A 25,561-nucleotide genomic window follows, 5' to 3' on the forward strand; every position below is an offset into this window, starting at 1 on the left:
AACGGGTCGGTGCGCGCATGGGCCTATCCCGGGTGGCGCATGGTGGCCGTCCTGGCCGTGACCGAGACGATCAGCTACGCGGCCTTGTTCTACGCCTTCGCGGTCATCGTGACCCCGATGCGCGACGAGCTGGGCGCGAGCACGGCACAGGTCTCCGGGGCGCTCTCGGTGTCCCTGGCCGTCGCAGGTCTGGCCGCGCCGCTGGTCGGACGATGGGTCGACCGTCGCGGCGCCCGAGCGCTCATGACCCTCGGCAGCGCCCTCGCCGGGGTCTCAGTGCTCGCCTGGTCGCAGGTGCGCACGGTTCCGCAGCTGTACGCGGCGTTCGTCGGTGTCGGCCTCGCCGGCGCGATGGTGCTCTACGAGCCGGCGTTCGCCGTCGTGAACACGTGGTTCCGCCGTCGGCGTGCCCAGGCTCTGCTCCTCGTCACGGTCGTCGCGGGGTTCTCCTCGACGATCTTCCTGCCGGTGACCCAGACCATGGTCGACGGCGTCGGTTGGCGCGGCGCGCTCGTCGTCCTGGCCGCGCTCGCCGGGCTCTGCGCGATACCCCACGCAGTGGTGCTGCGCCGGTCCCCGCGCGACCTCGGGCTGGTGCCCGACGGTGCCGACGGGGACCAGCCACGGGGACGGACGTCGGAGTCGCGCGAGGACGACCTGCCGACCGAAGCGCGGTCCCCGGCGGTGCGGTGGCTGACGGTCGCGGCGGTCGGGCACGCGATCGCCGTCACCGTCGTCGCGGTGCACCTGGTGGCCTACCTCCGTGACGCGGGACTGGCACCCGGTGTTGCAGCGACGGCGGCTGGGGCGCTCGGGCTGATGTCGGTGACCGGTCGACTCGCGTTCACCGGTGCGGCCGCGCGGCTCGGCCTGGCCCGTGTCGCAGCCCTCATGCTCGCCGCACAGGCGGGCGGCGTCGCGCTCCTGCTCTCGGTGCCGCACCCGGCAGGTCTGGTGACCTTCGTCCTCCTGTTCGGCGCAGGCTTCGGCGTCATGACCATCGCCCGCGCCGCCCTCCTCGGCGACCTGGTCCCGCTCGGAGCCTTCGCCGCCGCATCCGGGCGGCAGGCGCTCGCGGCGACGATCGGACGGGTCGCGGCACCCGCCGTCGCCGGTGTCGTGATCACGAGCACCGGGTTCACGCCCGTGTTGATCGGCGTGGCGGCGTGCTGCCTCATCGCCGCCGGAGCGCTGCTCCTCGTCGGCAGCGTCAACCGGTGAGCGAGCTCACCGCACGCGGAGCGATCGCAGCTGGCGCCGCCACGCCCAACGCCGGCATCGACTCACAGCAGGCGACGTTCAAGACCACCGTACCGCCGACCACATGGCGGCCGTATCGCGCGACCAGGCCCCGGCACGCGTCCCTCGTCGCTGAAGTCGAGCGAACGGTCGTCGGCTGGGAAGCAACGCCGGCGAACTAGCCGGAGTGGCAGACGCCACCCGCGCAGCAGCTGTCGCTCTCTTGCGTCGTGCTCCCTGCGGCCAGTGGGTGGGGCGGTGCACAGCACGCGTCCCCGCGCCAGGCCTCGATACCTTCGCGGACGGCGACGGCCGCGATAACGACCGCAGCAACGGGGTCTGCCCACGTCCATCCGAGGGTCGAGTTGAGCAGCAGGCCGATGAGCAGGACGGCCGAGAGGTAGGTGCACAACATGGTCTGCTTGGAGTCGGCGACCGCCGACGCCGACCCGAGCTCGCGCCCGGTGCGGCGCTCGAACCACGACAGGCCCGGCATCACCAGCAGGCTGATCGCGGCCAGGACGATGCCGACCGTGGAGTGGTCGGCCGTGCCGGCACCTAGCAGCGTGCGGACGGCGTCGACCGTGACGAACAGCGCCAGGCCGAAGAAGGAGATCGCGATGACCCGCATTGCGGTCCGCTCGCGCCGGTGCGGGTCGGGAGCGGCGAACTGCCACGCCACGGCCGCCGCGGACAGGACCTCGACGATGGAGTCGAGCCCGAACGCGATGAGGGCCGAGGACGATGCGATTCGGCCGGCGGTGATGGCAACGACGGCTTCGATCACGTTGTAGCTGATGGTGGCGCCGACGACCCAGCGCACGCGGCGCTCCAGCGTGGCGCGGCGCACGGGGTCCAGGTCGCGAGGACGTGGGCCAACGGTGATCGCGGTCATGCGCAGGTGCACCCTTCGCCGGAGCAGCAGGAGGGGTCGACGGTCAGAACCAACTGGAGCATCGCGTCGAGTGCCGGGGTGAGGGCTTCGTGGGACAGCCGGTACCACGTGTGCCGGCCGTCGCGGACCGCGTCGACCAGTCCGCAACCACGTAGGCAGGTCAGCTGGTTGGACATCACCTGCCGGGACACCCCGAGCGCGTCGGCGAGGTCGGACGGATAGGCCGGCGCCTCGCGCAGCGCGAGCAGGATCCGCGCCCGCGTCTGATCCGACAGCGCGTGGCCCAGGCGGGCGAGGGCTTCGGTGTGCGACAGCGTGACGGTAGGCACACGGGCACGATACACACAGTCGTGTACTGTCCGGGAACTGTCGTCGGCACTCACACGTTCTTGAGCCGACGATCAGTAACCGGGTGGGAGGAGAGCGCGTGCGGGGCACTGGCTCACTGCAGGGGTCGAGGCGCGGGCGCTGGCGGTCGACCGTCGCGGTCCTCGTCGGGGTGGTCTCGTTGAGTGCGTGCACGTCGGTCTCCGGCGGGTTCACGGAGGACGGCGAGGAGTCCGGGTACGTGTCCGGTGATGGCTCGGTGACCGCGTGGGACGGAGAGGAGCGGCCCGGACCGGTGCAGGTCGCCGGCATCACGTACGCGGGCGAGTCGGTGGACGTCGCGGACTGGCGCGGGGACGTGGTGGTCCTCAACACGTGGTACGCCGCGTGTCCGCCGTGCCGGACGGAGGCCCCGGTCCTCAAGGCGGTCGCCGAGGACTACGCCGACGACGGCGTGCACCTCTTGGGAGTCAATGGCACCGACGCGCCTGGAGCCGCGGAGGCGTTCGAGCGCACGTTCGAGGTGCCATACCCGTCCATCCACGATGAGGACGGCACTGCGCTCGCCTCGTTGCAGGGGGTGGTCCCGGTTCAGGCCGTTCCCACCACCGTCGTCGTGGACCGCGAGGGCCGCGTCTACGCGCGGATCCTGGGCGCGGTGGACGAGACCACGCTGCGCGCGCTCGTCGAGGACGCCCTCGAGGAGACAGGCACCTAGCGGCGCCGAGGCGGGCAGCTCCTGCTCGCCGTTGCCCGCGGCCGCGCGAGCGTCCGACTCCGCACCGAAATCCCGTCCATGGCGTCGTCGTCCGGCGTCCGTCCCCTGTGAGGTCCGAGTGAGCCGCAGCCTCAGGCTGTCCCTGATCCTGGTCGGCCTGGCCGTCCTTGCCCTGGTCGTCGCGGTCGTCGTCACGCGCCCGCAGAGCTCGCCCTCGAGCGACTCGGGCGCCGGGGAGCAGGGCGAGCTAGTGCGTCCGGACTCCCCGCGCCTGACCGAGGGTTCGGAGGTTCAGCTGGTGGAGTTCTTGGACTTCGAGTGCGAGTCGTGCGGGGCGATCTACCCCTACACCGAGGACCTCAAGGCGCGGTATGGGGACCGGTTCGAGTTCGTCGTGCGGTACATGCCCTTGCACGTCAGCTCGGTCAACGCGGCTCTCGCGGCCGAGGCGGCCGGGGCGCAGGGTTCCTACGAGGAGATGTACGACGTGCTGTTCGAGCGGCAGGCCCAGTGGGGTCACCAGCAGACCGCCCAGCGGGAGGTGTTCTTCGACTACGCCGAGGAGCTCGGCTTGGACATGACGCGGTTCGAGGCCGACTTCGACGACCCGGCCGCCCTGGCCCGGATCGAGCGGGACCGCGCCGACGGGCAGGCGGTCGGCGTGACTGGGACCCCGACGTTCTTCCTGGACGGTGAGCAGCTGCCGATCGACAGCGTCGACGATCTGGAGAGTGCGCTGATCGAGGCGCTGGATGGCTAGGGCCACGCGGGCCAGCCGCGCTGCCGGGCACCGGGGGCCCGCAGGCGCGACACCGCACCGGTCCGGCTCGTCCGTGTGGCGGACCCCGACTGCAACATCGACCGCGATGGGCGCTGCGTTGGCGGTTCTCGCCGGCTTCGGGCTGCTCGCGGCCGTCGCGCTGATGATCGAGCGGGTGGCCGTCCTCGTGGACCCGACGCGCATCCCCAGCTGCACTCTGAACCCGATCCTGTCGTGCAGCTCGGTGATGACCTCGCCCCAGGCGTCGGCGTTCGGGTTCCCCAATCCGGTCGTCGGCATCGTCGGATTCACCGTCGTCCTGACGACCGGGGTCGCGGTGCTCGCCGGGGCCAGGTTCACGCGCTGGTACTGGGCCGGGCTGCAGGCCGGGGTGACGTTCGCGATCGTCTTCGTGCACTGGCTCGCGTTCCAGAGCCTGTACCGGATCGGCGCCCTGTGCCCGTACTGCCTGGTGGTGTGGGCGGTGACCATCCCGCTGTTCGTCCTGGTCACCGTACACAACCTCCGGCAGGTGCCCGGTCTGCCACCGCCGGCGCGGCGCGCGGTCGACGTGGCTCACGAGTACCGCACCGCGATCGTGGTCGGCTGGTACCTGCTCATCGCCACCCTGGCCGCACAGCGGTTCTGGGACTACTGGATCACCTTGCTGCCGTGAGAGCCGACGACTACGGGCGGCCATGGCCGAGCGTTGATCTGCCTAGTCGCGCAGAGCCGCTCGGGCTGTTCCGTGATGCCCAGGACGCGGTGGCCCGGACGGGTCGTGCAGCCGGAGAGGATGGTCCTCTTGGAGTGGCGACACCTAGCACGCCTGGGCGGACCACCCAGACCCGTGTGGCGCGGCGACGTGTCGATGCGGAGAGGCCGTGATGGCCGGCTTCTGGGAGGACCTGGCCAGCGTCTTTCAAGAGACGGCGTTCGCCGGGCCGATGCTCCTCGCCGTGCCTGTGGCCATCCTCGCCGGCATGGTGTCGTTCGCCTCCCCGTGCGTCATTCCCTTGCTCCCCGGCTACTTCGCCTTCGTCACCGGCATGAGCGGAGCGACAGCGGGGCAGGGATCCAGGCGGCTGCTGCTCACAGGAGTCGGGCTCTTCGTCCTGGGGTTCTCCGCAGTATTCGTTGTGCTCGGTGTCGCGGTTGGCTCCCTCGGCGCGGCAATACGGCCGTGGCAGGACGTCATCATGCCGTTCATGGGAGCTGTGGTCGTGCTGATGGGCTTCTCGTTCCTCGGTTGGATTCCCGGGCTACAGCGTGAGAGGCGCTTGCAGGTGGCTCCCCGGCGAGGGTTGGCGGGCGCGCCCGTGCTCGGTGTGGCCTTCGGTCTCGGGTGGGCGCCGTGCATCGGACCGACCCTCGCCACCGTCTTGTCCCTGTCCCTCAACCAGGCCAGCGCTGGACGTGGAGCCCTACTCGCGGGGTTCTACGCCGCTGGACTTGGACTGCCCTTCCCTGTTGATCGCTTTCGGGGCCCAGCGCTCGACGAACGCGGTGGCCTTCCTGCGCGAACACCGGCTCGCGGTCATGCGGACCGGTGGCGCGATGCTCGTCCTGATCGGACTCGCGCTCATCACCGGGTTGTGGGGCGTCTGGACGCAGACCCTCCAGTCCCTCATCGGTGGCTTCGTGACCGTCGTCTGATCCGCCGTGAGTGGCCGGCTGCCATCGGCGATGGGGCGGGTTGGGTACCCACCGTGCGGCGCGGCGCTTCGGCAACCGCCCCCTGGGTACGAGGTGCGCTCGGGCGATGTCGGGCGTCGTCGCAGCACGGGCGCCTGGGCAAGGCCGCTGCGACCAGTCATTGCTGAGTACTGGCGCCGCCACCCGTCGGCCGACGTGCGGCTTCACTCTCGGCGCTCAAGCGCCCCTCGTCGTGTCCGGTGTTGTCGCCCTGGGCGAGGCGCTCGAGCATCGCGTTGTACTCGACGAGCTCGGCGTCCCCGTCCCGGTCGGCCGCACGGTCACGCCGGCGCGCGGTCCGCTCGTCCTCGCGAGTCCACGCGACCGCGACGCCGATCGCCAGCACCAGCATCGGCAGCTCGCTGACCCCCCATGCGATCGCACCGCCGGCGTGCTGGTCTGCGAGGGCCGACGGTCCCCACGGCCGACCGAGAAGTCCGAACCACCGAGGCACCAGGAGCGTCTGTGAGCTGACGAGCGCGAGCCCGAAGAAGGCGTGGAACGCCATCGTCGCGAACAGCAGAAGCAGCCGCAGCGCGTAGCCCGGCCGCTTCGGGCCTGGGTCGACGCCGATGAGCGCGTTGACGAACAGGTACCCGGCCAGCGTGAAGTGGGCGATCGTCAGAAGGTGCCCGAGGTACGTGGTCAGGGCCAGCTCGAACGCGTCGGTGAAGTAGAACGCGAACATCGACCCGGCGAAGTTGATCGCCGCGACGACCGGGTTCGCGAAGAACTGGGCCACCCGGGAGTGGACGATGCCCAGGATCCACTCGCGCGGCCCCCAGGAACCGTCCGCGCGGGAGGGCAGCGCGCGCGCGGCGAGTGTGACCGGCGCGCTGAGCACCACGAGGATCGGCACCACCATGACGAGCGCCATGTGCTGGAGCATGTGGGCGCTGAACAGGACGTGTCCGTAGACCGACGGACCGCCCGACGTCGTCCAGGCCAGCAGCACCATCCCGGCGACCAGGCTGATCGTCCGGTGCGCCGGCCACCGGTCCCCGCGTCGACGCAGCCGGAGCACCCAGCGCCCGTAGACGAGGACGGCCGCGAGGCACCCGAGCGCTGGGATCAGGTCCCAGCGGAAGCTCGTCAGCCACAGCTCGACCGTCGGCGCGGGCGGGAGGGGGTGGCCGGTGACGATCTCCGCCGGAGTGGGCGACGACGGCGGCTCGAGGTCGGTGGGGGGTGCCGTGGAGCCGAGCGCGACGGCGACCCCGGAGACGGCTCCCATCACGGCAAGCTCGACGGCGACCAGTCGCCAGAAGATCGCGGGGGCGCGCCGACTCGCAGTGGCGGAAGCGACGGTCGCTCCGGCGGTGGTGAAGGGCGCCGCGGCAAGGCGGCTCACGACGGTGCGCCGATGCAGCAGCCCGAGAAGACCCAGGACGCTGAAGAGCACCACCTTGGCGACGAGCAGAACGCCGTACCGGGTGCTGAGGTCCGCCGGTCCGTCGAGCCGCTGCAGTGCGTTGACGGTTCCGGACACCGCGACCGCGACGAAGCACCACGCGGCGATCGACGAGAACCGCGTCACCGCGGCAGCGAGGTCGCCGTACAGCCGGCCCGCCAGGACGGCGAGCGCGGCCAGCGCGCCGATCCACACCGCGGCACCGATCAGGTGCAGGAACATCGAGCTCACGGCGAGCTCGTGGTTCGTCGATCCGGCGGTGTGACCCGTCGTCGAGAGCATGACCACTCCCGACGTGACGAGCAGGGCGGTGATGAGCGCACCGACCGGACGCGTCACGAGCAGCGCGACCACGCACGTGAGCGCGGCGACGACGGTGACACCCAGGAGTGTCCGGCCGAGTGACACCTGTGTGACGAACAACCCGAGCTCGGCTCCGAACTCGGGCCCGCCCACCGGCCTGCCTGCGATCGCCGCGTACTGCAGGACCAGCTGGGTGACGGTCGCGACCGCCCAGACGCCGGCCGCGACCGAGGCGACTGTGGCGGACGACGGCCATGCGCGGCCCTCGCCGGGGGCACGGCCACCGTCACGTGGCAGGACGAACGCCGCAAGCACGAGCGCGCCCAGGGCGGTGGACGCGGCGAGCTCGCTCACCACCGTCGTGAGGGGCAGGCCCCAGCGGACCCCGACCCCAGGGTCGAGGAGCGTCGGCGCGAGAGCGCCCGACCACGCGGCCGCGACGATCGTCACGAGCAGCGCGACCACGAGGCCCGCGGCGACGGCGGCGGGCGCCAACCGGCGCGCGGGCACGGTCGAGGCACTCACTGTGTCAGCCTACGGCGGCGTACGGTCGTCCATGGCGACCGTGGAACTCGGCCCTGATGCGCTCGAGGGGCCCGCGCCGAGGATGGCCATGGCACCGCCCGTGCGCAGGGTCGCAGTCCGTGCCAACGGCAGCTCACGCAGCGCTCAGGTCGCCAGGTCCCAGAGCAGGAAGGCGTTGAGCGTCACGATGAGTGCGGCGACGACGGAGGCCGTGATCGTGGTGAGCCTGCTGTTCACCAGGGCGCCCATGAGGTCCCGACGCGCCGTGAACCGAACCAACGGAATGAGAGCGAACGGGATGCCGAAGCTGAGTACCACCTGCGACCAGACGAGTGCTCCCGTGGGGTCCACGCCCGCGGCGAGGACGACGAGCGCAGGTGCGAGCGTCAGACCTCTGCGCAGCGTCAGTGGGATGCGCCGCCTCAGGAATCCGGCCATCACGACCTGCCCGGCGTAGGTCCCCACCGACGACGCTGCGAACCCCGATGCGAGGAGGGCCAGCGCGAAGGCCAGCGCCGGGCCGGCACCCGCGGTGCTGCCGAGGTCCGCGTGGACACCCTCCAGCGTCACAGGGCCCGGATCGCCGCCGGAGAACAGCTGAGCGGCCACGATCAGCATCGTGGCGTTGATCAAGCCCGCGCCGCCCATGGCCAGCAGCACGTCCAGCCGTTGTGCACGCAGCACCCGCGCCAGAGCTCCTTGGGCAGCGGTGCCGCTGCGGGCACCGGCTTCGGGCACGCCGTGGTACCTGCTCGGTGTGAGGGCGGAGTGAACGTAGATCACGTGGGGCATCACGGTGGCGCCCAGGATGCCGGTCGCGAGCAAGAGGCTCTCCGGTCCTGCGAAGCCCGGGACCATGCCACTCGCGAGCCCGTCCGGGTCCACGCCGGCGAACACCAGGGTGTAGCCGAACCCGATGGCGATGACCGCCAGCAGCCCGGTGATCACGACCTCGAAGGGACGGTACCCGCGCGTCTGCGCTCCGAGAAGTGCGAAGGCGACCACGGCGGTGATCAAGCCGCCGACGGGTAGTGGCACGCCGAACAGGAGGTTCAGCGCCACGGCACCGCCGACGACCTCGGCAAGATCCGTCGCGATCGCCACGGCTTCGGCCTGCACCCACAGTCCCCGGGTGACCGGTCGAGGCAGCTGCTCCCGGCACAGGGACGCCAGGTCGGAGCCGGTCGCGAGGCCGAGCTTCGCCGTCAGCGACTGGATGAGCATCGCCATCAGGTTGGCGGCCACGATCACCCAGAGCAGCCGGTAACCGTAGCCCGCGCCGCCGGCGAAGTTGGTTGCGAAGTTGCCCGGGTCGACGTAGGCAACGGAGGCGACGAAGGCGGGGCCGAGCAAGCCCAGGGTTCGCCGCCAACGCTGATTCGGAGTGTCGGGCCTGCGAGCCCCGCTGAGGGCCGGGCTCGCAGGGTTTGGCACGACCACTCCCTCGCACGGTCCCGATCAGGCGTCAGCACCGTAGCGGGCTCGCGCGGCGCGGCGCATCGCTCCGCTGTCAGGCATGGGCGACGGGCTCGTGTGCGCCGTGCCCCACGGGCTCGAGCTGGAACGTGCAGTGCTCCGTGTCGAAGTGCTCGCCCAGGCACTCGGCGAGAGCGTCGAGCACCTCCCCGGACCGGCCGTCGCGGATGCACTCCTGGTCGACGACGACGTGGGCGGAGAGCGCCGGGACGCCACTGGTGATCGTCCATGCGTGTAGGTCGTGCACGTCCACGACCCCGCGGACGCCCTTGATGTGCTCGCGAACGACGTCGAGATCGATCCCCTTCGGAGTGGCCTCGAGGAGTACGTCGATCACCTCCCGCAAGAGGGACCACGCACGAGGCAGGATGAACGCCCCGATGGCGATCGAGGCGATGACGTCAGCTCGGGTGTACCCGGTCGTCGCGATGACGACCCCGGCCACGATCACCGCCACGGATCCGACAAGGTCGCCGAGCACCTCCAGATAGGCGCCCCGAAGGTTCAGGCTCTCCGACTGCCCGCCCCGAAGGATCAGCAGGCTGACGAGGTTCGCGATGGCACCCGCTACGGCGACCATCAGCATCAGCCCTGTGGCCACCTCAGGCGGGTCGTTCCACCGCTTGACCGCCTCCACGATGACCCATACGCCGAGTACACCGAGCAGCACCGCGTTGGCGAGCGCGGCCAATATCTCCGCTCTCTGCAAGCCGTAGGTGCGGGACTTCGTCGCCGGGCGGCCCGCCAAGGCGGCGGCGATGAGCGCGATGGCGACCCCGGTGGCGTCAGTGAGCATGTGGCCCGCGTCAGCAAGCAAGGCGAGCGAGCCTGAGGCAAGGCCCCCGATCACCTGCACGACGACGACCGAGAGCGTCAGTGCTAGGACGATGACGAGGCGCCGACGGTGCCTGCCTGTCGCCGTGCCATGAGAGTGGGTGTGACCGGCGTTCATCGGCTGGCTCCTACGGTCGGCGTGCTGTCAAGGAGCCCAACCCGGGGGACGAACCGGCCCACACGGCGGGCGTAGGAGGCGTAAGCGGCACCGTGAGTCGCGAGCAGGTACGGCTCCTCGACCACGCGGACCTGGAGCTGCACGGCCGCGACCAGGCACATCACGGAAATCACCATCACGACTGTGGGGACCATGACCGCCAAGCCGGCGAGCGCGAGGCACATGGCCGCGAAGATCGGGTTCCGCGAAACGGAGAAGAGCCCCGTCGTGACGAGCTCGGTGCGTTCGGTCTCGTCGACGCCGATGCGCCAGGACGGCCCCATGCCGCTCTGTCCCGCCAGCACCGCGAGGAAGCCAGGAACCGCCAGCGCTAGGCCGGCGAAGCGAACCCCGTCGGGAACGCTCGACGCGGCCGGGACGACGTCCGCCAGGGCCAGCCAGAGGCCGGCGCCCGCGAGAACGAGAGCGGCGATGAACAGCAATCCGCCCCACCATCCGGCTGAGCCCGGCGCTCCGGAGAGGCCACGGAAGCCGGCCGACCCCGTCCGGCGACGGTGCAGCAACGCCCGGGCGCCGAACATCGCAAAGAGACCGATGACGAACAACGCTGCCGCTGCCGCTGCAGCCCGATCACCTGTCATGGTCGTCCGCTCCTTCGTCATCGTGATCCTCGACGAGCTCGCCCTCCCAGGCCTCCTTGCCCTCATGGATGGCGAAGGCTGCGATGACGAATCCGGCAAGCGGGTCGAGCCACGCTGCTCCGGTCAGCTCGTACAGACCGACCGCGGCGAGTGTGGACACGCTCAGCAGGACACAGATTCGCGTCTCGGCCGCGTCGGCGAGGATGAGGTTGTCTCGGAGGGCAAGGCCGACACGGCGCTTGGCGGCCGCCAGGACGGGCATCACCACCAGGGAAGCGGTGAGCAGGATCAGGCTCACGGGCGAGCTGTCCGGCGCCTCACCATCGAGCAGGCTTCGGATGCCTTCGAAGGTCACGTACGCCGCGAGGATGAAGAACGTGACGGCGACGAGGCGCAGCACCAGCTTCTCCTTCGCCTCGTCGGCCTCGCCGTGGCGCAGACGCGCCGAGAGGCGCATCCCGACGAGGACCGCCGCGATGGACTCGATCGCGGAGTCGATGCCGAAGCCGACGACGGAGACGAGGCCGGCTAGGACGCCGGCGGTGATCGCGACCGCGCCTTCCACGACGTTGTAGGCGACCGTGAACTGAGCCAGACGGAGTCCGCGCCGCGTGAGGGCCTCGACCTGTGAGCCGGTGAGCTCCGCTGTGCTCATCGCTGACCGCCTGATCCATCCGCGGCGCCCGATGTGGCGTCGACGCCGTACACGGGGCACAAGGCGACCGCATCCCCGGTCAGGCCAAGGAGCCGCTCCGCCGCCGCCAGTACGTCCAGCATCGCCGCGGGATACGTGAGCGAGAAGACCGACGCGCGACCCTCGGGTCGTGACTGCACCAGTCCGCAGTCCCGCAGGCACGCCAAGTGCTTTGAGACGGTGGACTGGGCGAGGCCCAGGTGCCGGGTCAGGTCCACCACGCGGTGCTCGCCAAGGGTCAGGTGTCGAAGGATGGCCAGGCGCGACGGGTCGCTGAACCCATTGAAGAGGCACGCGGCTGTCGCCAGCGCGGCGACCTCGTCGACGCGGACATCTCCGCGCCCTCTGTCATCGTCATATGGCGATGATAGAGCCGCTGGCCTACGCTTTGGCAAGTGCGCGGGAACGGCGCGGTGCTCCCGGGTCCCCCAGGCCGCCACAGCCCTTCTCAGCGCACCACCTCGAGACCCGGGGTTTGAGGCGTACAACGCCCGTCTCGCGAGCCCTCATGGGAACGCTGCGCGGCACCTGAGCGTCGTGTGTGTGTGAACCGTCGTGGCGCCCGTCATGGCCGCACCAGAGGAGACCGATGAGCAAGCGTCAGACCGAGGCAGCCGCGCGTGCCGAACGCCTCGCGCAGATCCGCCGCGAGCAGCAGAAGGCCGAACGGCGGCGCATTGCGGTCATCACCACGGCGAGCCTCGTGGTGGCTGGCGTTCTCGTCGGCGCGACGGCGATCGTCCTGGTCGGCGAGCAGAGTCGGCAGGCGGACGTCGAGGCCGCTGCCTCGGGGGAGATCGATGGGGTTCAGACCTACCCCGGCCTCACCGCCGCGCACGTGACGACGCCTGTCGACTACGAGCAGACGCCACCGGTCGGTGGTGAGCACGCCGGCGTCTGGGCCGACTGCCAGACGTACACCGAACCGGTGCCGAACGAGCTCGCCGTGCACTCGCTCGAGCACGGAGCCGTCTGGATCACCTACGACCCCGAGCTGCCCGAAGAGGACATCGAGACCCTCCGCGACGCGGCGACAGGCCCCTACACGCTGCTCAGCCCGTTCGAGGGCCTACCGCAACCGGTCGTGGCGAGCGCGTGGGGCCTGCAGCTGGCGCTGGACGACGTCGAGGACCCCAGGTTGGAGCAGTTCATCGTCAAGTACGAGCAAGGCGAACAGGCGCTCGAGCCAGGGGCGCCATGCACCGGCGGCGCAGCTCTGTGAGCGAAGTCGCCCCACCCGCTCGGCGCCTCCCCGTTGCCGCCGGAGTCATCCTCGCAGCCGCTCTCGCGGCGGTCGCGGGCATGCTCTTCGGCGCCAACACCTCTCGCTCCGCCGCCCCGGACCCAGTACCCGCCGACACCTCGGTCGAAGCCGGGTTCGCTCGTGACATGCAGGTCCATCACTCCCAGGCCGTGGAGATGTCGACCATCGTGCGCGACCGCACGGAGGACCAGACCATCCGGACGCTGGCCCTCGACCTCATGCTCACGCAGCAGCAGCAGGCTGGTCAGATGTACGGGTGGCTGGAGCAGTGGGACCTGCCCCAAGCCTCGACCGCGGCGCCGATGGAGTGGATGGCTAAGGACGGGGACGACATGGCTGCCATGGGCCATGGCGAGCCGAGCCCCCCTCCCGGCGAGGATCGTGCCACGGTGACGATGCCGGGCATGGCCACCGACGAGGATCTTCGGCTACTCCGTGAACTCGAGGCACAGGAAGCAGAGGTCCTGTACCTGCAGCTGATGATCGCCCACCACCAGGGTGGCGTGGACATGGCCGGAGCGGCGTTGGCCGCAGCCGACGACGACGACGTCCTGCGGCTTGCTCATGCAGTCGTCGACTCACAGACCGCGGAGATCGCTGTCCTCAACGAGTTGCTCGCGGAACGCGTCGCGGCCGGGAACTGACGAGGAAGGAGCGAATCACCCGATGGAGAACTTCCTGGACGTTGTCGGGGCCCTCACACCGAGCATCGGGGTGGGGCTCATCTTCTGGCTGGCGATGCGCAAGATCATCCATGCCGACCGCAATGAGCGCGCCGCGCAGGCGGCGCTCGACCGCCAAGTGGTACGCGACTCGGCAGCGCGATCCGGTCAGGACGACCTCACTGAGCTCGACCCCGCGGCTCGACCAGGTGGCCGTTCGGCGACGTGACGCCATGCGTCAGACTCATGCGCCGATCGGTGCACCGCCCGGCGGGCGCCCGACGGGCGGGCCGGGCGTGGCCAGGCGACAAGCTCAAGGAGCGAACCATGCAGCAGCCTGACAAGCGCCCGTCCCGCGCGGGACTCATCCTCCCTCTCCTGGGCTTCGGCCTCATCGTCGTGGGCTACGTGATCTCGCTCGTCATCGAGTTCCGGTAGTCGGCTGCGCCTGGGAGCGGTCAGCCCAGCGGAAGGGCTCACGCCGAGCGCGGCGCCGCCGATGGTCTGGATGGCTCAGCACGGACAAGCGGAGTCGCCCGACAAGAGATGCGGCCCGATGTGACTGAGCAACGCGTGATAGCCAACAAGCAGAAGATCGGTGGCCGGCCCGGGTCCGCGCCAGCTCCCGAGCCGCCCGACGGCGACGCCGCCCCAGCGCCTCGGCGTAAGAAGCTCATCGTCCTGATGGTCAGCGTGGCGCTCGTCGGGGCAGCTGCCGCGTACTGGTTCCTGCTGGGCCCCGGAGCGAACGGGACGTCGGCCGCGGCCGAAGAGCCGCCCGCGCCAGAACCAGGCGTTGTGCAGGTCATCGAGCCGATCAGCCTCAACCTCGCAGGTAATCGCTACCTGATGATCGGCCTCGGCCTGCAGCTCACGGCGGAGGTGGAGGAGGAGATCGATCCGTCCAAGGCGCTGGACCGGACGATCAGCCTGTTCTCCGGAAGGACGATCGAGGAAGTGAGCAGCGCCGAGGGCCGCACAGCGCTCAAGGCAGAGCTTGCCGCGGTGCTTGAAGAGGACTACCACGGCGAGGTGATCGACGTCCTCTTCACCACCTACGTCACCCAGTAGGGCGCCGAGCGCCTTAGTTCAGCATCGGCTCCGGGTCCGTCGTTGCGCCGTTGACATAGGTCTCGAAGTGAAGGTGGCAAGCGCCGGAGAGACCTGTGTTGCCGGCGTAGCCAATCAGCTGGCCCTGCTGGACGGACTGCCCACCGCTCACCGCAAAGCTGGTCATGTGGTTGTAGCTGGTCATGAGTGAGGCGCCGTTCCAGTAGCCATGGTTGATCATCACCTGATTGCCGAAGCCGCTGCGCGCCCGCGCCCACTCGACGGTTCCCGACGCGGCTGCGTACAGCGGGGTCCCGCAGTAGGCCCGCAGGTCCATGCCGGCATGGAGACGCGTGTACTGCAGCACGGGGTGGAATCGCATGCCGTACTTGGAAGTCCTGACCCAGGGGTTGAACGCTGTCGGATTCGCGAAGGGGCGGCTACCAGTGGCCGACGGCGCCGGTCCACCGCCGCCACCGCTCTGGCCGGCTGCGGCTGCGGCCGCCTGCTGCCGGCGACGCTCCGCCTCCTGGGCCTGGATGATCGCAGCGAGCTCAGCCTCGAGCGCGGCCTGCTGGGCCTCGAGCTCCGCCTGTCGCGCGACCTGTGCGGCCTTCTGGCCCTCGATCGCGGCTGCCTTCTGCGCCTGCTCCTCGCGCATCTGCTCGAGCTGAGCCTTCTTCGCCTCCGCATCGGCGCGCGCGGCATCCGCTGCGAGCACATTCGCGTCGGCCTCCGCCTTCAGCGCCGTGACCTCCTCGCGGACCGCTCCAAGCCGGACCTCCCGGTTCCGGTTGACACCGTTGAGCTGCTCGAGGTCCCGCAGCGCTTGCGTCTGAGTGCGTAGCGCCGTGTCGGCGAGAGCCGACTGCTCGACGAAATCCTCAGTGCTCTCGGCATCGAGTGCAGCTGACAACGACGACTCCGACATGTCGCCCTTGTAGGCGTCGCGAGCCAACTGACCCACCGCGGCGCGGATCTCGTCCGCCCGTGCGGTGTCCGCCTGCACCTGCGCGGTGATGTTCTGCTCTTCTGCCTCGGCCGCGACCAGACGCTGAGCGATGATGGCTGCCTCGCGTTGGAGCTGCGCTAGCAACGCCTCGGCGGCAACGAGGGCCGCCTCAGCAGCAGGAAGCGCCGCGTCGATGGCCTGGAGCTCCGCGTACGCCTGGACCAGCGTCGCATCGGTGTGGGCCAGTTCTTCTTCGAGGGTCGCCATCGCCTCGTCGACAGCTTGCTGGCGGGACTCGTTCTCGTTGCGCCGGTCGTCGTACTCGCCCGCCACAGCCGGAGCGAGGGGAGCACCGGCCATGAGAACGGAGCCGATGGCCAGCGCGCAGAGTGCAGCACGAAGTCGAGTCACCTTCATGCGGAGTACCTTCACCGATCATTCCTCGCCCTTGCGCCAGGCTGCGCGGCGTGCCGCCCAGGGGGCGGGGAAGCCGACCGAATTGTCGCGTTCGGCTCAGCAGCCTGGTGCACGCGCGGTTCGGCGCCATGCCTGTGAACCTGGCCGGGAGGCGTCGCGTCGACGGTCAGTGCTTACGTCGTGACCTGCGCGCTGCGACGACGAGGCCGCCGAGGAGCACCAGAAGGAATCCACCAGTGAAGAGGCCGACTGTCGTCAGGCTGAACTCTGGCTCGTGCTCGAGGTGCTGATCCGAGGCGACGTGAGGAGCGGAGGGAGTCACCTCGACGGACGGAGCTTGGCCGGTGACAGGGATCCAAAACGGATGAGCTGGCGTCACCAAGCGGCTCGCCTCGCGGGCTTCACTGTCGCCATCGGTCGCCCACGCGACAGTGTGACTCATGGGCCCGAGACCGGTCGCTAGGGCCGCCAACACCAAAGTCAGCGCGCGGCGTGAAGCGGTGGGGCGGCGATGGGAACGGGAGCGAGCCATCGGCACATCATCTGCCGAGTGATCGCCTCGGTTCTACTCCAGCAGACGGCCAGAGGCATGCGTCCTGTGCGGAAGGAGGCATCATCCTGAAGCCGTGCCGGTTCTCGCACTCGTGGGCCGTCGAGCCCTGGGGCCGGCTGACGCTACCTCGACCGCACTCGCTCGAACGCGGCAAGCGCTTCATCCTGGGCCTCGGGGAGTTCTATAGCCGTCTTGAGGTCGGCGCCGCCCGCCAGCAACCAGGAGGCGTGGGCGTGCCGCAGATCGTGCATGCGCACGTTGAACTCGAGGCCGGAGCGCTCGCGGGCGGGCTTCCAGTGGCGCGTGTTGAACGTGATACGCGCGAGGGGCTTCCTGGCTACCGACGGGTCCACGTCAGAGCGGAGCATGACCGCACAGCCATGCCGCCGCCCGAGTGGAGGTGTACTGGCGGCGAGCCCGTGGCCGGGTCCGTATCGGGTCCGTGAATTGCGCGGAACCCTCGCGCCAACGGCGAGCCCAGCGGGCAATGCCGCAGGTCGCGCGAAGTTGTGCACGGTGTCGACGTGCTCCTAAAGCGGGTGTCGGCAGTTCGAATCTGCCCAGGCGCACACCGTGACTATGCAGGTCAGAGGCGGCATGGGCGCCGCGGCGGCAGCCGCGACCTATCCGATTTGCGGGCCATTGGTCAGCGTGTGGTCAGCGACTTGTCTCAACTCGTGGACGGCCTGTCAAGAACGTGGACGGACGCCGGCGGACAAAGGTGAGTCGAGCACGTGCGCAGGCGTCGCCGCCCTCGTCGTCTCCTCCGTCACTGCGCAGAGTCAAGGGTCGGTTGGACGACTTCGCATGCCCTCGCAGTAAGTCATGCATGCATGGTGGCGTACCTTCTCATCGGGGCTAGGGGTGCGGCCAAGCGCTTCGACCAACTCCTCAAGGGGGATTTCACGGGCCGTGATCCTCGCCAGTGGGTCTCGTGGACGTGAAACGAAGCTCACTTCTCGCAAGGTTCCCTCGCTGACGTAGGCGGACGCCTCAAAGCGATACGTCCGGCCGTGCTCGTGGTCGCAGCCGTCTCCGCAGACTGAGCACTTGCCGTCATTTCCCCGAAGGACTTCGATCCAATAGCTCTCGCCGTTTAGGTGCTCACACTCGGAAGCGTCTTCGTGGCAGATGCTGCATCGCGCAACTGCCGTGAAGCCCGCGGAGTTGCCGAGCGGGACATGAGCCAGCGATGTCTCGCACTTTTCGAACCAAATGCCGTCCTCGTGTTCGAGCCAGCATCCAAACAGCCCGCCTGTAAGGGCGCCTGTCTCGTGCAAGAGGCTGTGAGCATCGTCACGGAGTTCTCGGACCTGACGAGCGGCGTGCTCGGATGTCGCGTACTCGTCGATGTCAATCACCAGGTCCGAGAACCAATGTAGAGCGCCCGACGCCGACTTAAGAGCGCTGCGAAGCTCTGCCTCGGCCTCGGTGAGTGCACGATCAAGAGGCTGTGCCGCCCATTGCGCACGCGCGGCGTGTAGCGCTGCCGAGATTTCAAGCCATTGAACGATCCTCCTGCGATCTGCACCCGCCAATAGCCAGGCCGGAAGCGGTCTCTCTAGGCCGATGGGAGTTGGAGTCCCTGCGAGGAGTTCCGGTGCGGCGGCAGCCAGTATCCGCAGTCCTCGGCTTCGAGAGACCCTCGCTCGCCTGAGCGACGCCTCGCCTTCGGTGAGGCAGTGGTGCGCTCGTGCGGGGCCGGACGGAGGGGGTAGCGCGACGCCGGTACGGATAATGAGCGCTTGGATCCGCAACGGTTCAGCCTTCCTCGCCGCGCTCAAATTCTTGCCTCAGTTCAGCCGCCGTTGTCGCCGGGTCTAGGGAGGGCGCGAGTACGGCGATGACTTGCTCGACGACTCGATCGCCGCGTGCCTCAACGTGAAGCCCTTCGATCTCAAGCGCGCCGTCATGGCGCCGAAGTCGGCGGATGTCGATGGTGAGACTTGCTGCCGCGGGCTCCTGTACGAGTCCGCGCTGCACAGCCCTACGCAGCATCAACAGTGCATACTTCGCCACCGCAATAGCGCCCTCCGCGCCGAGTTCAGCGAGCGTCGAGACCGCAAGAGCGAGCAGGAAGCCGGAGCTGTGCTCCCCGAGCAGCCTCCGCTGCCCCGGCGGATCAAGGTAATCGGCTTCGATACCGGCTGCCCGAAGCAACTTTTTCGCCTCGATGTCAAGGTCTGAGTAGAACGCTCCCTCTTCCCGCGTCAATGACGGGAGGATTACTAGCGTCGGAAGAGGTCCAGCCTCTGCGAGGCGCCTCAGTTTGTAATCGGAGCGAGCGAACGTGGGCGGCGGCATCGCTGTCCTCCCTCGAGCGGGCATTGTGGTCGAGACCCAGAGTAGTGCAGCTTTCGGCGGAGCGTGCGGATCGGAAGCGGAGATCACGGTGGTTCGGGCAGGGATCCGCGAGGGATTCACGCGAGAAGGTGTTGAAGGTCGGCCAAAGCGTCCTCGGCGCGGTAGTGCAGTTTCGCCCCGCTCGGGACTAGCGGGTCTACGCGCCGCAAGTAGTTGATTGTCTTCCGCTCGCCAAGGACGAGATCGAGATAGGCCCCGGAGTAGCTAAGATAGAACCAGTCGTTGAGATCATTCGCCTCCCACTTCTCGGTGGTGTTGGCAATGCGCAAGTGAAGCGTCTCTCGCAACCGACTTAAGCCAGGGGTGGCCGCGATGTCGCGTTCCGCACTCTCAGCGAGCCATCTGCTGAAATCGCCGGGGGTTAGCCCAGCTTCCTTCGCGGCCGCGGGGAGGTCGTGACCGAGGTCTGAGATAAACCTAACTCGCGTCAGGTCACGTAAGCGCGCTCTCGCCTTCGCATTACCGGGGATGGCGGTCGCAAGGGGAAGGAAGGATTGAGACCACTGATGCGCCAGGTCCTTACCGCCGTTCGGGGTCGGAACCGGGTCGAGTAGCAGTTGAACAAAGACTGCCGCCCATACCTGGCGCTCGATCAGCCCAGACATCTCAGAGCCCAGTTCCGGAGCGAATGCCGTGGGTCGCTCCATATCGAGGGCGGCCTGTGGCGCAAGCGTGACCACGTCGCTGACGACGAGCGGTTCTCCGCCAAACAGTGCGCGCAGCTCAGCCCTTCGCAGTGCGAGCACGGAACGCACCTGCCAGCCACGTGAGTATCGGAGCATGGTTGCTGCGAGGTCGAGTCTTGAGGCTCCCCCTCGTTTCGACGTTTCTACGAGGTGTGCTGCAGAGATAGGAACTATGACCTGTTCGCTTTCGGCTGCCGTCGCCAATGTTCCAAAGAACTGACGTTGGGCAGGGGTCACGCGGTTGGGCTCCTTCTCCCACCGAGCGAAATGGATCCAGTCCCGTTGGTCGAGGTACACCGTGGGCGCATCGCACTTAGTGGACAAAGTCCCTAGGTTCATCGTCAAGGTGCGGCCGGACGCCTTGAACACGATCCGAGATTGTTTCGGAAAGAACGTGGAACTCGTTACGGCGGCTCCCCGGTTTGTAGGCAGCGCGACGGTGGCCGTGGCAACCATCAAGTCGTCGCGCACGAACGTCGCGGTGCCGGTCTGGTAGTCGATCGCTATGGAGAGGAGTCGACTGAGAGGATGTGCCCTGGTCAACTCGAAATCGCTCATACGTTCCCGTCCGGTCAAGGTGGCAGCACTGGGAGGGTCGCACATCTTGAGCCGCCGTGAGCGGGCGTGTGCCTTCCGCGAACATCGGCCTGAAGACGCTCGGTGCAGCTCCTCGCGTCTGCCGATCAGGACGTGGCTCGCGTCTGATCGGCGGCGGGCCTTGCGGCGAACGTGCTCGGGCACCGCCAGACGACGTGTGTGCTCGCCACCGAAGGCACTTTGGCCCAGGTACAGACCAAGTGGGCGCGGTTGCAATAGCGTCCGAGAGACATTTGGCATGGCCGAGCGGGTCGGCCGTCTCATCCGAGCGGCTCATGCGGCAGCGCCCCGATCGACCGCGGTGCCTGCATCAGCGGGATCACCGGCAGCCGCTCCATCGCCTGCCACGTCGCCTCGCTGAACAGGTGCCCGTACAGGTCCATCGTCATGGTCGCGGTGGAGTGCCCAAGGATGACCTGCACCGCCTTCACGTCCGCCCCCGCCGCGATGAGCAGCGACGCCGCGGTGTGCCGCAGGTCGTGGATCGTCGTCCCCTCGACGCCCGCCCGCCGCGTGGCCTCCATCCACCCCGACCGCGCCCGGAAGTTGGTGTTTGTCCACACGGCCCCGGTCGGGCTTGGGAACAGGTACCCGCCCGGCGCCGTCCCGGCGACGCGCGCCCGGACGTACTCATCCAGCGCTGCGGGCACCGGCACGGTCCGCGTCTGGTGCGTCTTCGTCGGCCCGAACACCGCCCCGCTCGTCCCCTTGGACTGCGTGGCCGCCCGGTGCACCCGCACCCCGAGCCCGTGGGGGGTCTGCACGACGTCGTCGACCCGCAGCGCTGCCATCTCCGAGAAGCGGCATCCCGTCGTCCCGAGGAACAGCAGGACCGGCTGGCACAGCGGCGGCACCGCCATGACGAGCCGGCCGAGCTGCTCGGGCCGGAGCCAGTGCGGCTCCCGCTTGGTGCCCCCACGCGGCAGCGGCACCATCCGCGCGACGTTCGCGCTCAGCCGCCGGTCGCGGATCGGGTAGTCGAACACCAGCCGGATCATCGACAGCGCTCGACGCCGCGTCGCCGTCGCCAGCCCGCGGGCCGTCAACGCAGACATCACCCGCTCGACGTCGGCCGCCGAGATCCCGGAGATCGGGTACGACCCGATCTCCGGGATCACGTACTTGTCCAGCAGGAAACGCGTGGTCTCCTGGCTGCGCACCGCCAGGTGACCACGCGAGGCCTGCCACTCCTCGGCCAGCGCTGCGAACGTCATCCGCCCGCGCGCCGGGTCGATCCACGAGCCGGCGTCCAGCTTCGCGAGCTGGTCCGCCTCCCAGCGCTTGGCATCCACCCGGCGCCCGAACGACCGCTGGGCGATGACCCGGCCCTCGAAGAACACCTTCGCTCGCCAGGTCACGTTGCCCGACGGCAGCGCCCGCCTGGTGACGGACACATCAGCGCCGCTTCACCGGCATCGTCGGCTCGCGCTCGACCCACGCCGCCGGGAGGAGGATCACCGTGCCCAGCCGCCGGCACGGGATCTGCTCGCGCTCGACCAGGTGGTACAGCGTGCGGGGCGGCACCCCGAGTACCCGCGCCGCGTCCTTCACGCGGTAGTACTGGCGGGCCGGGGTGACGTTGTGCTGTGCGGTGGTGGTCATCGTCCTTCTCCTTCTTCTTGGGTTGGGTGGTGCGGTCAGCGGCCGAGCACAGGTCCATCGGCGGACGACGGCGGCCCGGGGGTCAAGTGGTGCGACGCAGGCTGTGGAGGCACAACGCTCCACGGCTGCTGTGGACGCGCAGGTGGCACGATCGGCGCGGCCCGGCCGGGGTGGTAGGTGTCCCAGGTCTCGGTGGCGCTGGGCTCGGCGTGACTCGTCGCGAGGATCTGCTCGAGCACCTCGCGGCCCGACGACGGCGCCTGGCCGGGCAGGCACTCCGGGTCGCCTTGGTCGACGACGACGTAGGTGTGGTTGGCGTGGCGGCCGCGGCTCATCGCGACGTAGAGGTCCTCGCGGCCCATCCCCGGCGTGGCGATGGTGTGAGTCTCGTCGACGGTCATGCCCTGGGTGCGGGCAATCGTTGTGGCGTAGCCGAGTTCGACGTGCTCGGCGACGTAGTCGGCCGGGATGCGGACTGTGGCGGCCCTAACGTCGCTCGCTGGCCTGACTCGGAGGGACCCGTCGGGAAGGACGGCGGCCACGTCCCACAGGGCGCCGTTGCGCACGAACCCGTCGGCGGTGGTCAGGCGGCGGTGGTTGCGGCGGGTGACGATCCGGTCGCCGACGCCGGCCGTCAGCCCGTCGTGCAGGCTCACCCCGGCGGGGAGGACGTCGCCGCTGGTGATGCGGTCGGCGCGGATGCGGGCGTTGAGCTCGCGGACGGTCCGGTTGTCGACCGCCTGCAGGACCGCGACTTGGCCCTGCTCGCTCGCGGTGGTGACGGCGTCGATCGCGGCGTCGAGCATCGCGTTGTTGTCGCCCGAGGTGATGGCGCCGTGAGCCTCGTAAGCTTCGAGCGCGGCCGGGTGGGCGCGGCGCAGCTCGAGGCTGGCCCGGGCCTCCCACGGGTTCGCGAACCGCCAGAGGCTGGTGAGCTCGGCGGTCGGTCCGCGGCGGGCGAGCATGCCGAACGCGCCCCCGGCGTCGACCGACCCGCGCTGCAGGTGGTCCCCGACCAGCAGCACCTTCGCCGTCGCCGCCCGTGCCTGCTCGACGATCGCCGCCAGGGCGCGAGTGTCCGCGAGAGAGGCCTCGTCGACGATGACGAGCTGGCCGGGGGAGAAGCGCCACCGGTCCTGCTCGGCGCGCAGCCGCCAGTGCTCCTCGTTCGCCGCGCGTTGGTCCCGGTAGTCCCGGGTCGCCATGCGGGCGACGGCGTCGGCGTACCGCATGGCTCGGGTGGTGGCGCCGTCGCCGGTGGACTCGTGCAGCCACTTCGCGGTCGTCTCGCACGGGATCCCGAGCGACTCCGCCAGCGCGCGGGCCGCCGTGGCCGACGGCGCCAGCCCGACGACGGACCCGATGCCGTGCCGCCAGAACGACGTCAGCGCGGCGAGCGTGGTGGTCTTCCCCGACCCAGCCGGCCCGACCAGCACGTCGAGCAGTCGCCCGGAGGTGATGACGGCCTCGGCGGCCGCGCGCTGGTCCGGGGCGAGGGCGCCGAGGTGGCGCTCGGTCCGCAGCTGGATGGCGCCGAGCATCTCCGCGGGCCGGTGCGGTGCGCCGGTGGTCTCGGCGGCGTCCAGGAGCACCTTCTCCGCGCCGAGCAGCTCGGTCGAGGTGAACAGCGACTCCCCGACCCGCCGCGTCATCGGGTCGCGGTTGTCGTCCAGGTGCACGCACGCCGCCGCGGCCTGGGCGGTGACCTCGTTGAGCAGCGCCCGTCGCTCCGCCGGGGACGCCATCCGTAGCAGCTTCGACGCCCGAACCGCCGCGGCGCCGAGGTTCCACGTCGTCCACACCGATCGCCGCGTCGACACGTCGTCGAGCACCTGGGCGACCATCGCCGCCCGTACCTCCGGGCCGACGTCGTGCGCGTGCAACGCCCGCCCGTAGGTGCCTGCCAGTGCCCGGACGGCGAGGTCGCGCGGCTCGAGCCCGGTCAGCGCGCGGGCGCGGTTGGCCCAGTCCGCCAGCAGATCCGCGAGCGGTCGGACGGTCTTCAGCGGCCGGGTAGCGCGGGTCAGGTGCTGACGCGCACGCGTCGTCTCCACGCGCGTCGGCGCGCGGCCGTGGGTGGTTTCGAACTGGGCGAGCCACTCCTGCTCGGCGCAGTGGATCGCCTCGGCCCGGGTCGAGAAGTGGGCGAGCAGGTCCTCGTCGATCCCGTCGACCTCGAAGGCGGGGTTGCGGCGCGGTCCGCGGTCACGCATCGACCACTCCACGGGCAGCCGCAGCGCGAGCTCATCCGCGAAAAGCGCGTCATAGAGCTCCGAGACAGTGACGACCGCCGCATGGACGGTGCGCCCGTCCAGGCTCCGCCACGCGCCGTCCGGGCCCTGGACCTTATTGGCGATGACGACGTGGGTGTGCAGGTTCGGGTCACCGGCGCGGGTGTCCCAGTGGTCGAACGCCGCGGCGACCATCCCGCGGGTGCGGACCTGATGACGGCCCGCCTCGCCGATGCGCGTGCGGATGACGCGCTGCTCGACGAACTCCAGCGATGACGCCAGCGCTGCCCGGTGAGCGTCATAGACGATGACGCGCGTCGCGTCATCGGACAGCGCCCACAGCACCGACACCGACTTCGGTGCGGTGAACGTCAGGTCGAACCCGACGACCGCGTGACGTTTCCCGTCATCGAAACGGCCATACCGTCGGCCGAGAGCGTCATCGGTCAGCGGGTCCACGCCATCGCGGAACACCGTCGTCATCGCCGCCTCGGTCACGACGTCGCCCGGGCGGAGCCGCCGGGTCGCGTCACCCAGGCCGGCGAGTCCCTCGCCGTACCAGCGGCCGGCAGGGTTTCCGGTCTGCTCGTAGTACGCGGTCAGCGACGCGTTCGGCTCGAGGCCGGCGTCGCCCGCGGCAACGTGCCGGGTCAGGTAGGCGTACCCGTCCCCAGCCGCCAGCTTGTGCATCGACATCACCGACACCACCTCCCCTCGCGACGCCGTCGCTACCTGCAGGTGTGCGGAAGCGGGGGAGAAGATGCGCACCTGCCGCCGCGATGGCGTTCAGGGAGATGTGTGCCCGTAGTGCTGCCAACCTCAGGCGGCGCGCCAAAAGGGGCGCGGCCAGGTGCTTAGAAGAACTGGCGGCAGGATGTCGCTGTGAGGCTGACCTCGACCGACGGAACCGAGATCGAGTTGCGGCCCCTGGGCTATCAGTACCCGGGGATCCGCACCGATGAGCCCGGCGACTGGGACGCCAACTGGCTGTTCATCCGCGGCGAGGCGCGCCCCCGCGACGAGAGAAGCTGACACTTTGAGGACGCGTGTCTGACGACGTGGGATGCCCCGGACCTGGCGAGCTGGCTTCGTGGTGTCGTGGCGGACGAGGTCAGCGTGACGCCGCTTCCGGCGGACGAGGACGAACTCCGTACGTTCACCGAGCCGCACGTCGCCTTCAGCCTGGCGGCGACCGACGAGGGACGCCGAGTCATCCGAGTTCACTTCTCGCTCGAACCGAGACCCCGGCGAGCATCCCCGCCGGGAGACGACCTGGAGCTCTACGGCTTCTTCGTAACCGTGACGACGACAGTCCCCGAGCTCCTACGCGCAGCGGAGGAGTGGGACCGCGACCGAGCTCCGTTCCCGCCTCGCTGACTCGACGGCCGGCCAGGCCTGGGCCGATGACGCGCCGTGACTCCTCTTGCATCGTCTTGCGACGATCCAGCCCCTGCCAGCCAAGGTGACCCAGGGCCGCGCGTGGATGTGCTTCCAGCGCGCCCGCACTCGGCCGAAGGTTGGGGTTGGGCCACAGCGACATGCCCGCC

Annotated in this window: 25 protein-coding genes and 2 pseudogenes; 12 read left to right on the top strand and 15 right to left on the bottom strand. The window is 69.6% G+C overall.

What is annotated here, in order from left to right:
* Nucleotides 1-39 precede the first annotated feature (39 nt).
* Together ICW40_RS03280 and ICW40_RS03285 are read left to right on the top strand one after the other, a co-directional pair.
* On the top strand, nt 40-1,221 hold the full coding sequence (locus ICW40_RS03280) for an MFS transporter (RefSeq protein WP_221652403.1): 1,182 nt from the start codon (nt 40-42) through the stop codon (nt 1,219-1,221).
* Nucleotides 1,218-1,421: a hypothetical protein gene (locus ICW40_RS03285; RefSeq protein WP_221652404.1), complete on the top strand. Its 204-nt coding sequence runs from the start codon at nt 1,218-1,220 to the stop codon at nt 1,419-1,421. The genes ICW40_RS03280 and ICW40_RS03285 overlap by 4 nt, the downstream gene beginning before the upstream one ends.
* Here the strand turns inward: ICW40_RS03285 and ICW40_RS03290 are convergent.
* On the bottom strand, nt 1,418-2,134 hold the full coding sequence (locus ICW40_RS03290; protein WP_221652405.1) for a cation transporter: 717 nt from the start codon (nt 2,132-2,134) through the stop codon (nt 1,418-1,420). The genes ICW40_RS03285 and ICW40_RS03290 overlap by 4 nt on opposite strands.
* On the bottom strand, nt 2,131-2,463 hold the full coding sequence (locus ICW40_RS03295) for an ArsR/SmtB family transcription factor (RefSeq protein WP_221652406.1): 333 nt from the start codon (nt 2,461-2,463) through the stop codon (nt 2,131-2,133). The genes ICW40_RS03290 and ICW40_RS03295 overlap by 4 nt, the downstream gene beginning before the upstream one ends.
* A 98-nt stretch (nt 2,464-2,561) precedes the next feature.
* Between ICW40_RS03295 and ICW40_RS03300 the strand changes: the two genes are divergently transcribed.
* From ICW40_RS03300 to ICW40_RS21740, 5 genes and pseudogenes are all read left to right on the top strand, one after another.
* A complete protein-coding gene (locus tag ICW40_RS03300) occupies nt 2,562-3,179 on the top strand; it encodes a TlpA family protein disulfide reductase (protein WP_308121600.1) in 618 nt (205 codons plus the stop codon).
* A gap of 118 nt (nt 3,180-3,297) precedes the next feature.
* Nucleotides 3,298-3,939 carry a DsbA family protein gene (locus tag ICW40_RS03305; RefSeq protein WP_221652407.1) on the top strand — a complete coding sequence of 214 codons (642 nt, stop codon included), beginning with the start codon at nt 3,298-3,300 and terminating at the stop codon, nt 3,937-3,939.
* Nucleotides 3,940-4,045: 106 nt separating this feature from the next.
* Nucleotides 4,046-4,615, top strand: a complete 570-nt coding sequence (locus ICW40_RS03310) for a vitamin K epoxide reductase family protein (protein WP_221652408.1) — start codon at nt 4,046-4,048, stop codon at nt 4,613-4,615.
* Nucleotides 4,616-4,922: 307 nt separating this feature from the next.
* Nucleotides 4,923-5,345 (top strand): annotated as a pseudogene (locus ICW40_RS21735) (cytochrome c biogenesis CcdA family protein); the annotation flags it as partial.
* Between the two features lie 64 nt (nt 5,346-5,409).
* Complete coding sequence (locus tag ICW40_RS21740; protein ID WP_374199124.1) at nt 5,410-5,595, top strand: hypothetical protein; 186 nt, start codon at nt 5,410-5,412, stop codon at nt 5,593-5,595.
* A gap of 157 nt (nt 5,596-5,752) precedes the next feature.
* Here the strand turns inward: ICW40_RS21740 and ICW40_RS03320 are convergent, their stop codons facing one another.
* The 6 genes from ICW40_RS03320 to ICW40_RS03345 form a co-directional block, all read right to left on the bottom strand.
* A complete protein-coding gene (locus tag ICW40_RS03320) occupies nt 5,753-7,873 on the bottom strand; it encodes a cytochrome c oxidase assembly protein (RefSeq protein WP_221652409.1) in 2,121 nt (706 codons plus the stop codon).
* Between the two features lie 144 nt (nt 7,874-8,017).
* Nucleotides 8,018-9,313, bottom strand: coding sequence for an Nramp family divalent metal transporter (locus ICW40_RS03325; protein ID WP_308121601.1), 1,296 nt, complete (start codon nt 9,311-9,313; stop codon nt 8,018-8,020).
* 70 nt (nt 9,314-9,383) lie between these two features.
* Nucleotides 9,384-10,301 (bottom strand): cation diffusion facilitator family transporter, encoded by a 918-nt coding sequence (locus ICW40_RS03330; RefSeq protein ID WP_221652411.1) that lies wholly within the window; start codon nt 10,299-10,301, stop codon nt 9,384-9,386.
* Complete coding sequence (locus tag ICW40_RS03335) at nt 10,298-10,963, bottom strand: methyltransferase family protein (RefSeq protein ID WP_260458724.1); 666 nt, start codon at nt 10,961-10,963, stop codon at nt 10,298-10,300. Before ICW40_RS03335 ends, ICW40_RS03330 begins: the two co-directional genes overlap by 4 nt.
* On the bottom strand, nt 10,932-11,597 hold the full coding sequence (locus ICW40_RS03340; protein ID WP_221652412.1) for a cation diffusion facilitator family transporter: 666 nt from the start codon (nt 11,595-11,597) through the stop codon (nt 10,932-10,934). The genes ICW40_RS03335 and ICW40_RS03340 overlap by 32 nt, the downstream gene beginning before the upstream one ends.
* Nucleotides 11,594-11,944: an ArsR/SmtB family transcription factor gene (locus tag ICW40_RS03345; protein WP_260458731.1), complete on the bottom strand. Its 351-nt coding sequence runs from the start codon at nt 11,942-11,944 to the stop codon at nt 11,594-11,596. The genes ICW40_RS03340 and ICW40_RS03345 overlap by 4 nt, the downstream gene beginning before the upstream one ends.
* A 281-nt stretch (nt 11,945-12,225) precedes the next feature.
* Between ICW40_RS03345 and ICW40_RS03350 the strand changes: the two genes are divergently transcribed.
* The 4 genes from ICW40_RS03350 to ICW40_RS03365 all read left to right on the top strand — a co-directional run bounded on the left by ICW40_RS03350 (nt 12,226) and on the right by ICW40_RS03365 (nt 14,633).
* Nucleotides 12,226-12,858, top strand: a complete 633-nt coding sequence (locus ICW40_RS03350; RefSeq protein ID WP_221652413.1) for a DUF3105 domain-containing protein — start codon at nt 12,226-12,228, stop codon at nt 12,856-12,858.
* A gap of 80 nt (nt 12,859-12,938) precedes the next feature.
* The gene (locus tag ICW40_RS03355; RefSeq protein ID WP_260458725.1) at nt 12,939-13,544 is read left to right on the top strand and encodes a DUF305 domain-containing protein; all 606 of its coding nucleotides are present in this window, start codon (nt 12,939-12,941) and stop codon (nt 13,542-13,544) included.
* Between the two features lie 22 nt (nt 13,545-13,566).
* Nucleotides 13,567-13,791: a hypothetical protein gene (locus ICW40_RS03360; protein ID WP_221652448.1), complete on the top strand. Its 225-nt coding sequence runs from the start codon at nt 13,567-13,569 to the stop codon at nt 13,789-13,791.
* A 344-nt stretch (nt 13,792-14,135) separates the two neighbouring features.
* Nucleotides 14,136-14,633, top strand: a complete 498-nt coding sequence (locus ICW40_RS03365) for a flagellar basal body-associated FliL family protein (protein ID WP_308121602.1) — start codon at nt 14,136-14,138, stop codon at nt 14,631-14,633.
* Between the two features lie 13 nt (nt 14,634-14,646).
* Here the strand turns inward: ICW40_RS03365 and ICW40_RS21400 are convergent, their stop codons facing one another.
* The 7 genes from ICW40_RS21400 to mobF all read right to left on the bottom strand — a co-directional run bounded on the left by ICW40_RS21400 (nt 14,647) and on the right by mobF (nt 24,710).
* Complete coding sequence (locus ICW40_RS21400) at nt 14,647-15,981, bottom strand: peptidoglycan DD-metalloendopeptidase family protein (RefSeq protein ID WP_308121603.1); 1,335 nt, start codon at nt 15,979-15,981, stop codon at nt 14,647-14,649.
* 675 nt (nt 15,982-16,656) lie between these two features.
* Nucleotides 16,657-16,902, bottom strand: coding sequence for a tyrosine-type recombinase/integrase (locus ICW40_RS03375; RefSeq protein WP_221652416.1), 246 nt, complete (start codon nt 16,900-16,902; stop codon nt 16,657-16,659).
* Nucleotides 16,903-18,295: 1,393 nt separating this feature from the next.
* Nucleotides 18,296-18,838: a hypothetical protein gene (locus ICW40_RS03380; RefSeq protein ID WP_221652417.1), complete on the bottom strand. Its 543-nt coding sequence runs from the start codon at nt 18,836-18,838 to the stop codon at nt 18,296-18,298.
* A 116-nt stretch (nt 18,839-18,954) separates the two neighbouring features.
* Complete coding sequence (locus tag ICW40_RS03385; protein WP_221652418.1) at nt 18,955-20,142, bottom strand: hypothetical protein; 1,188 nt, start codon at nt 20,140-20,142, stop codon at nt 18,955-18,957.
* Nucleotides 20,143-20,441: 299 nt separating this feature from the next.
* Nucleotides 20,442-21,539, bottom strand: coding sequence for a tyrosine-type recombinase/integrase (locus ICW40_RS03390; protein WP_308121604.1), 1,098 nt, complete (start codon nt 21,537-21,539; stop codon nt 20,442-20,444).
* 37 nt (nt 21,540-21,576) lie between these two features.
* Nucleotides 21,577-21,783 (bottom strand): helix-turn-helix domain-containing protein, encoded by a 207-nt coding sequence (locus ICW40_RS03395; protein WP_221652420.1) that lies wholly within the window; start codon nt 21,781-21,783, stop codon nt 21,577-21,579.
* 35 nt (nt 21,784-21,818) lie between these two features.
* Nucleotides 21,819-24,710: a MobF family relaxase gene (gene mobF / locus ICW40_RS03400; RefSeq protein ID WP_221652421.1), complete on the bottom strand. Its 2,892-nt coding sequence runs from the start codon at nt 24,708-24,710 to the stop codon at nt 21,819-21,821.
* A 186-nt stretch (nt 24,711-24,896) separates the two neighbouring features.
* On the opposite strand from mobF, the pseudogene ICW40_RS21785 reads away from it, so the two are divergent.
* Nucleotides 24,897-25,391 (top strand): annotated as a pseudogene (locus ICW40_RS21785) (WapI family immunity protein).
* Nucleotides 25,392-25,561: the final 170 nt, after the last annotated feature.

The organism is Actinotalea ferrariae, from assembly GCF_019733465.1.
Taxonomy (GTDB): domain Bacteria; phylum Actinomycetota; class Actinomycetes; order Actinomycetales; family Cellulomonadaceae; genus Actinotalea; species Actinotalea ferrariae_A.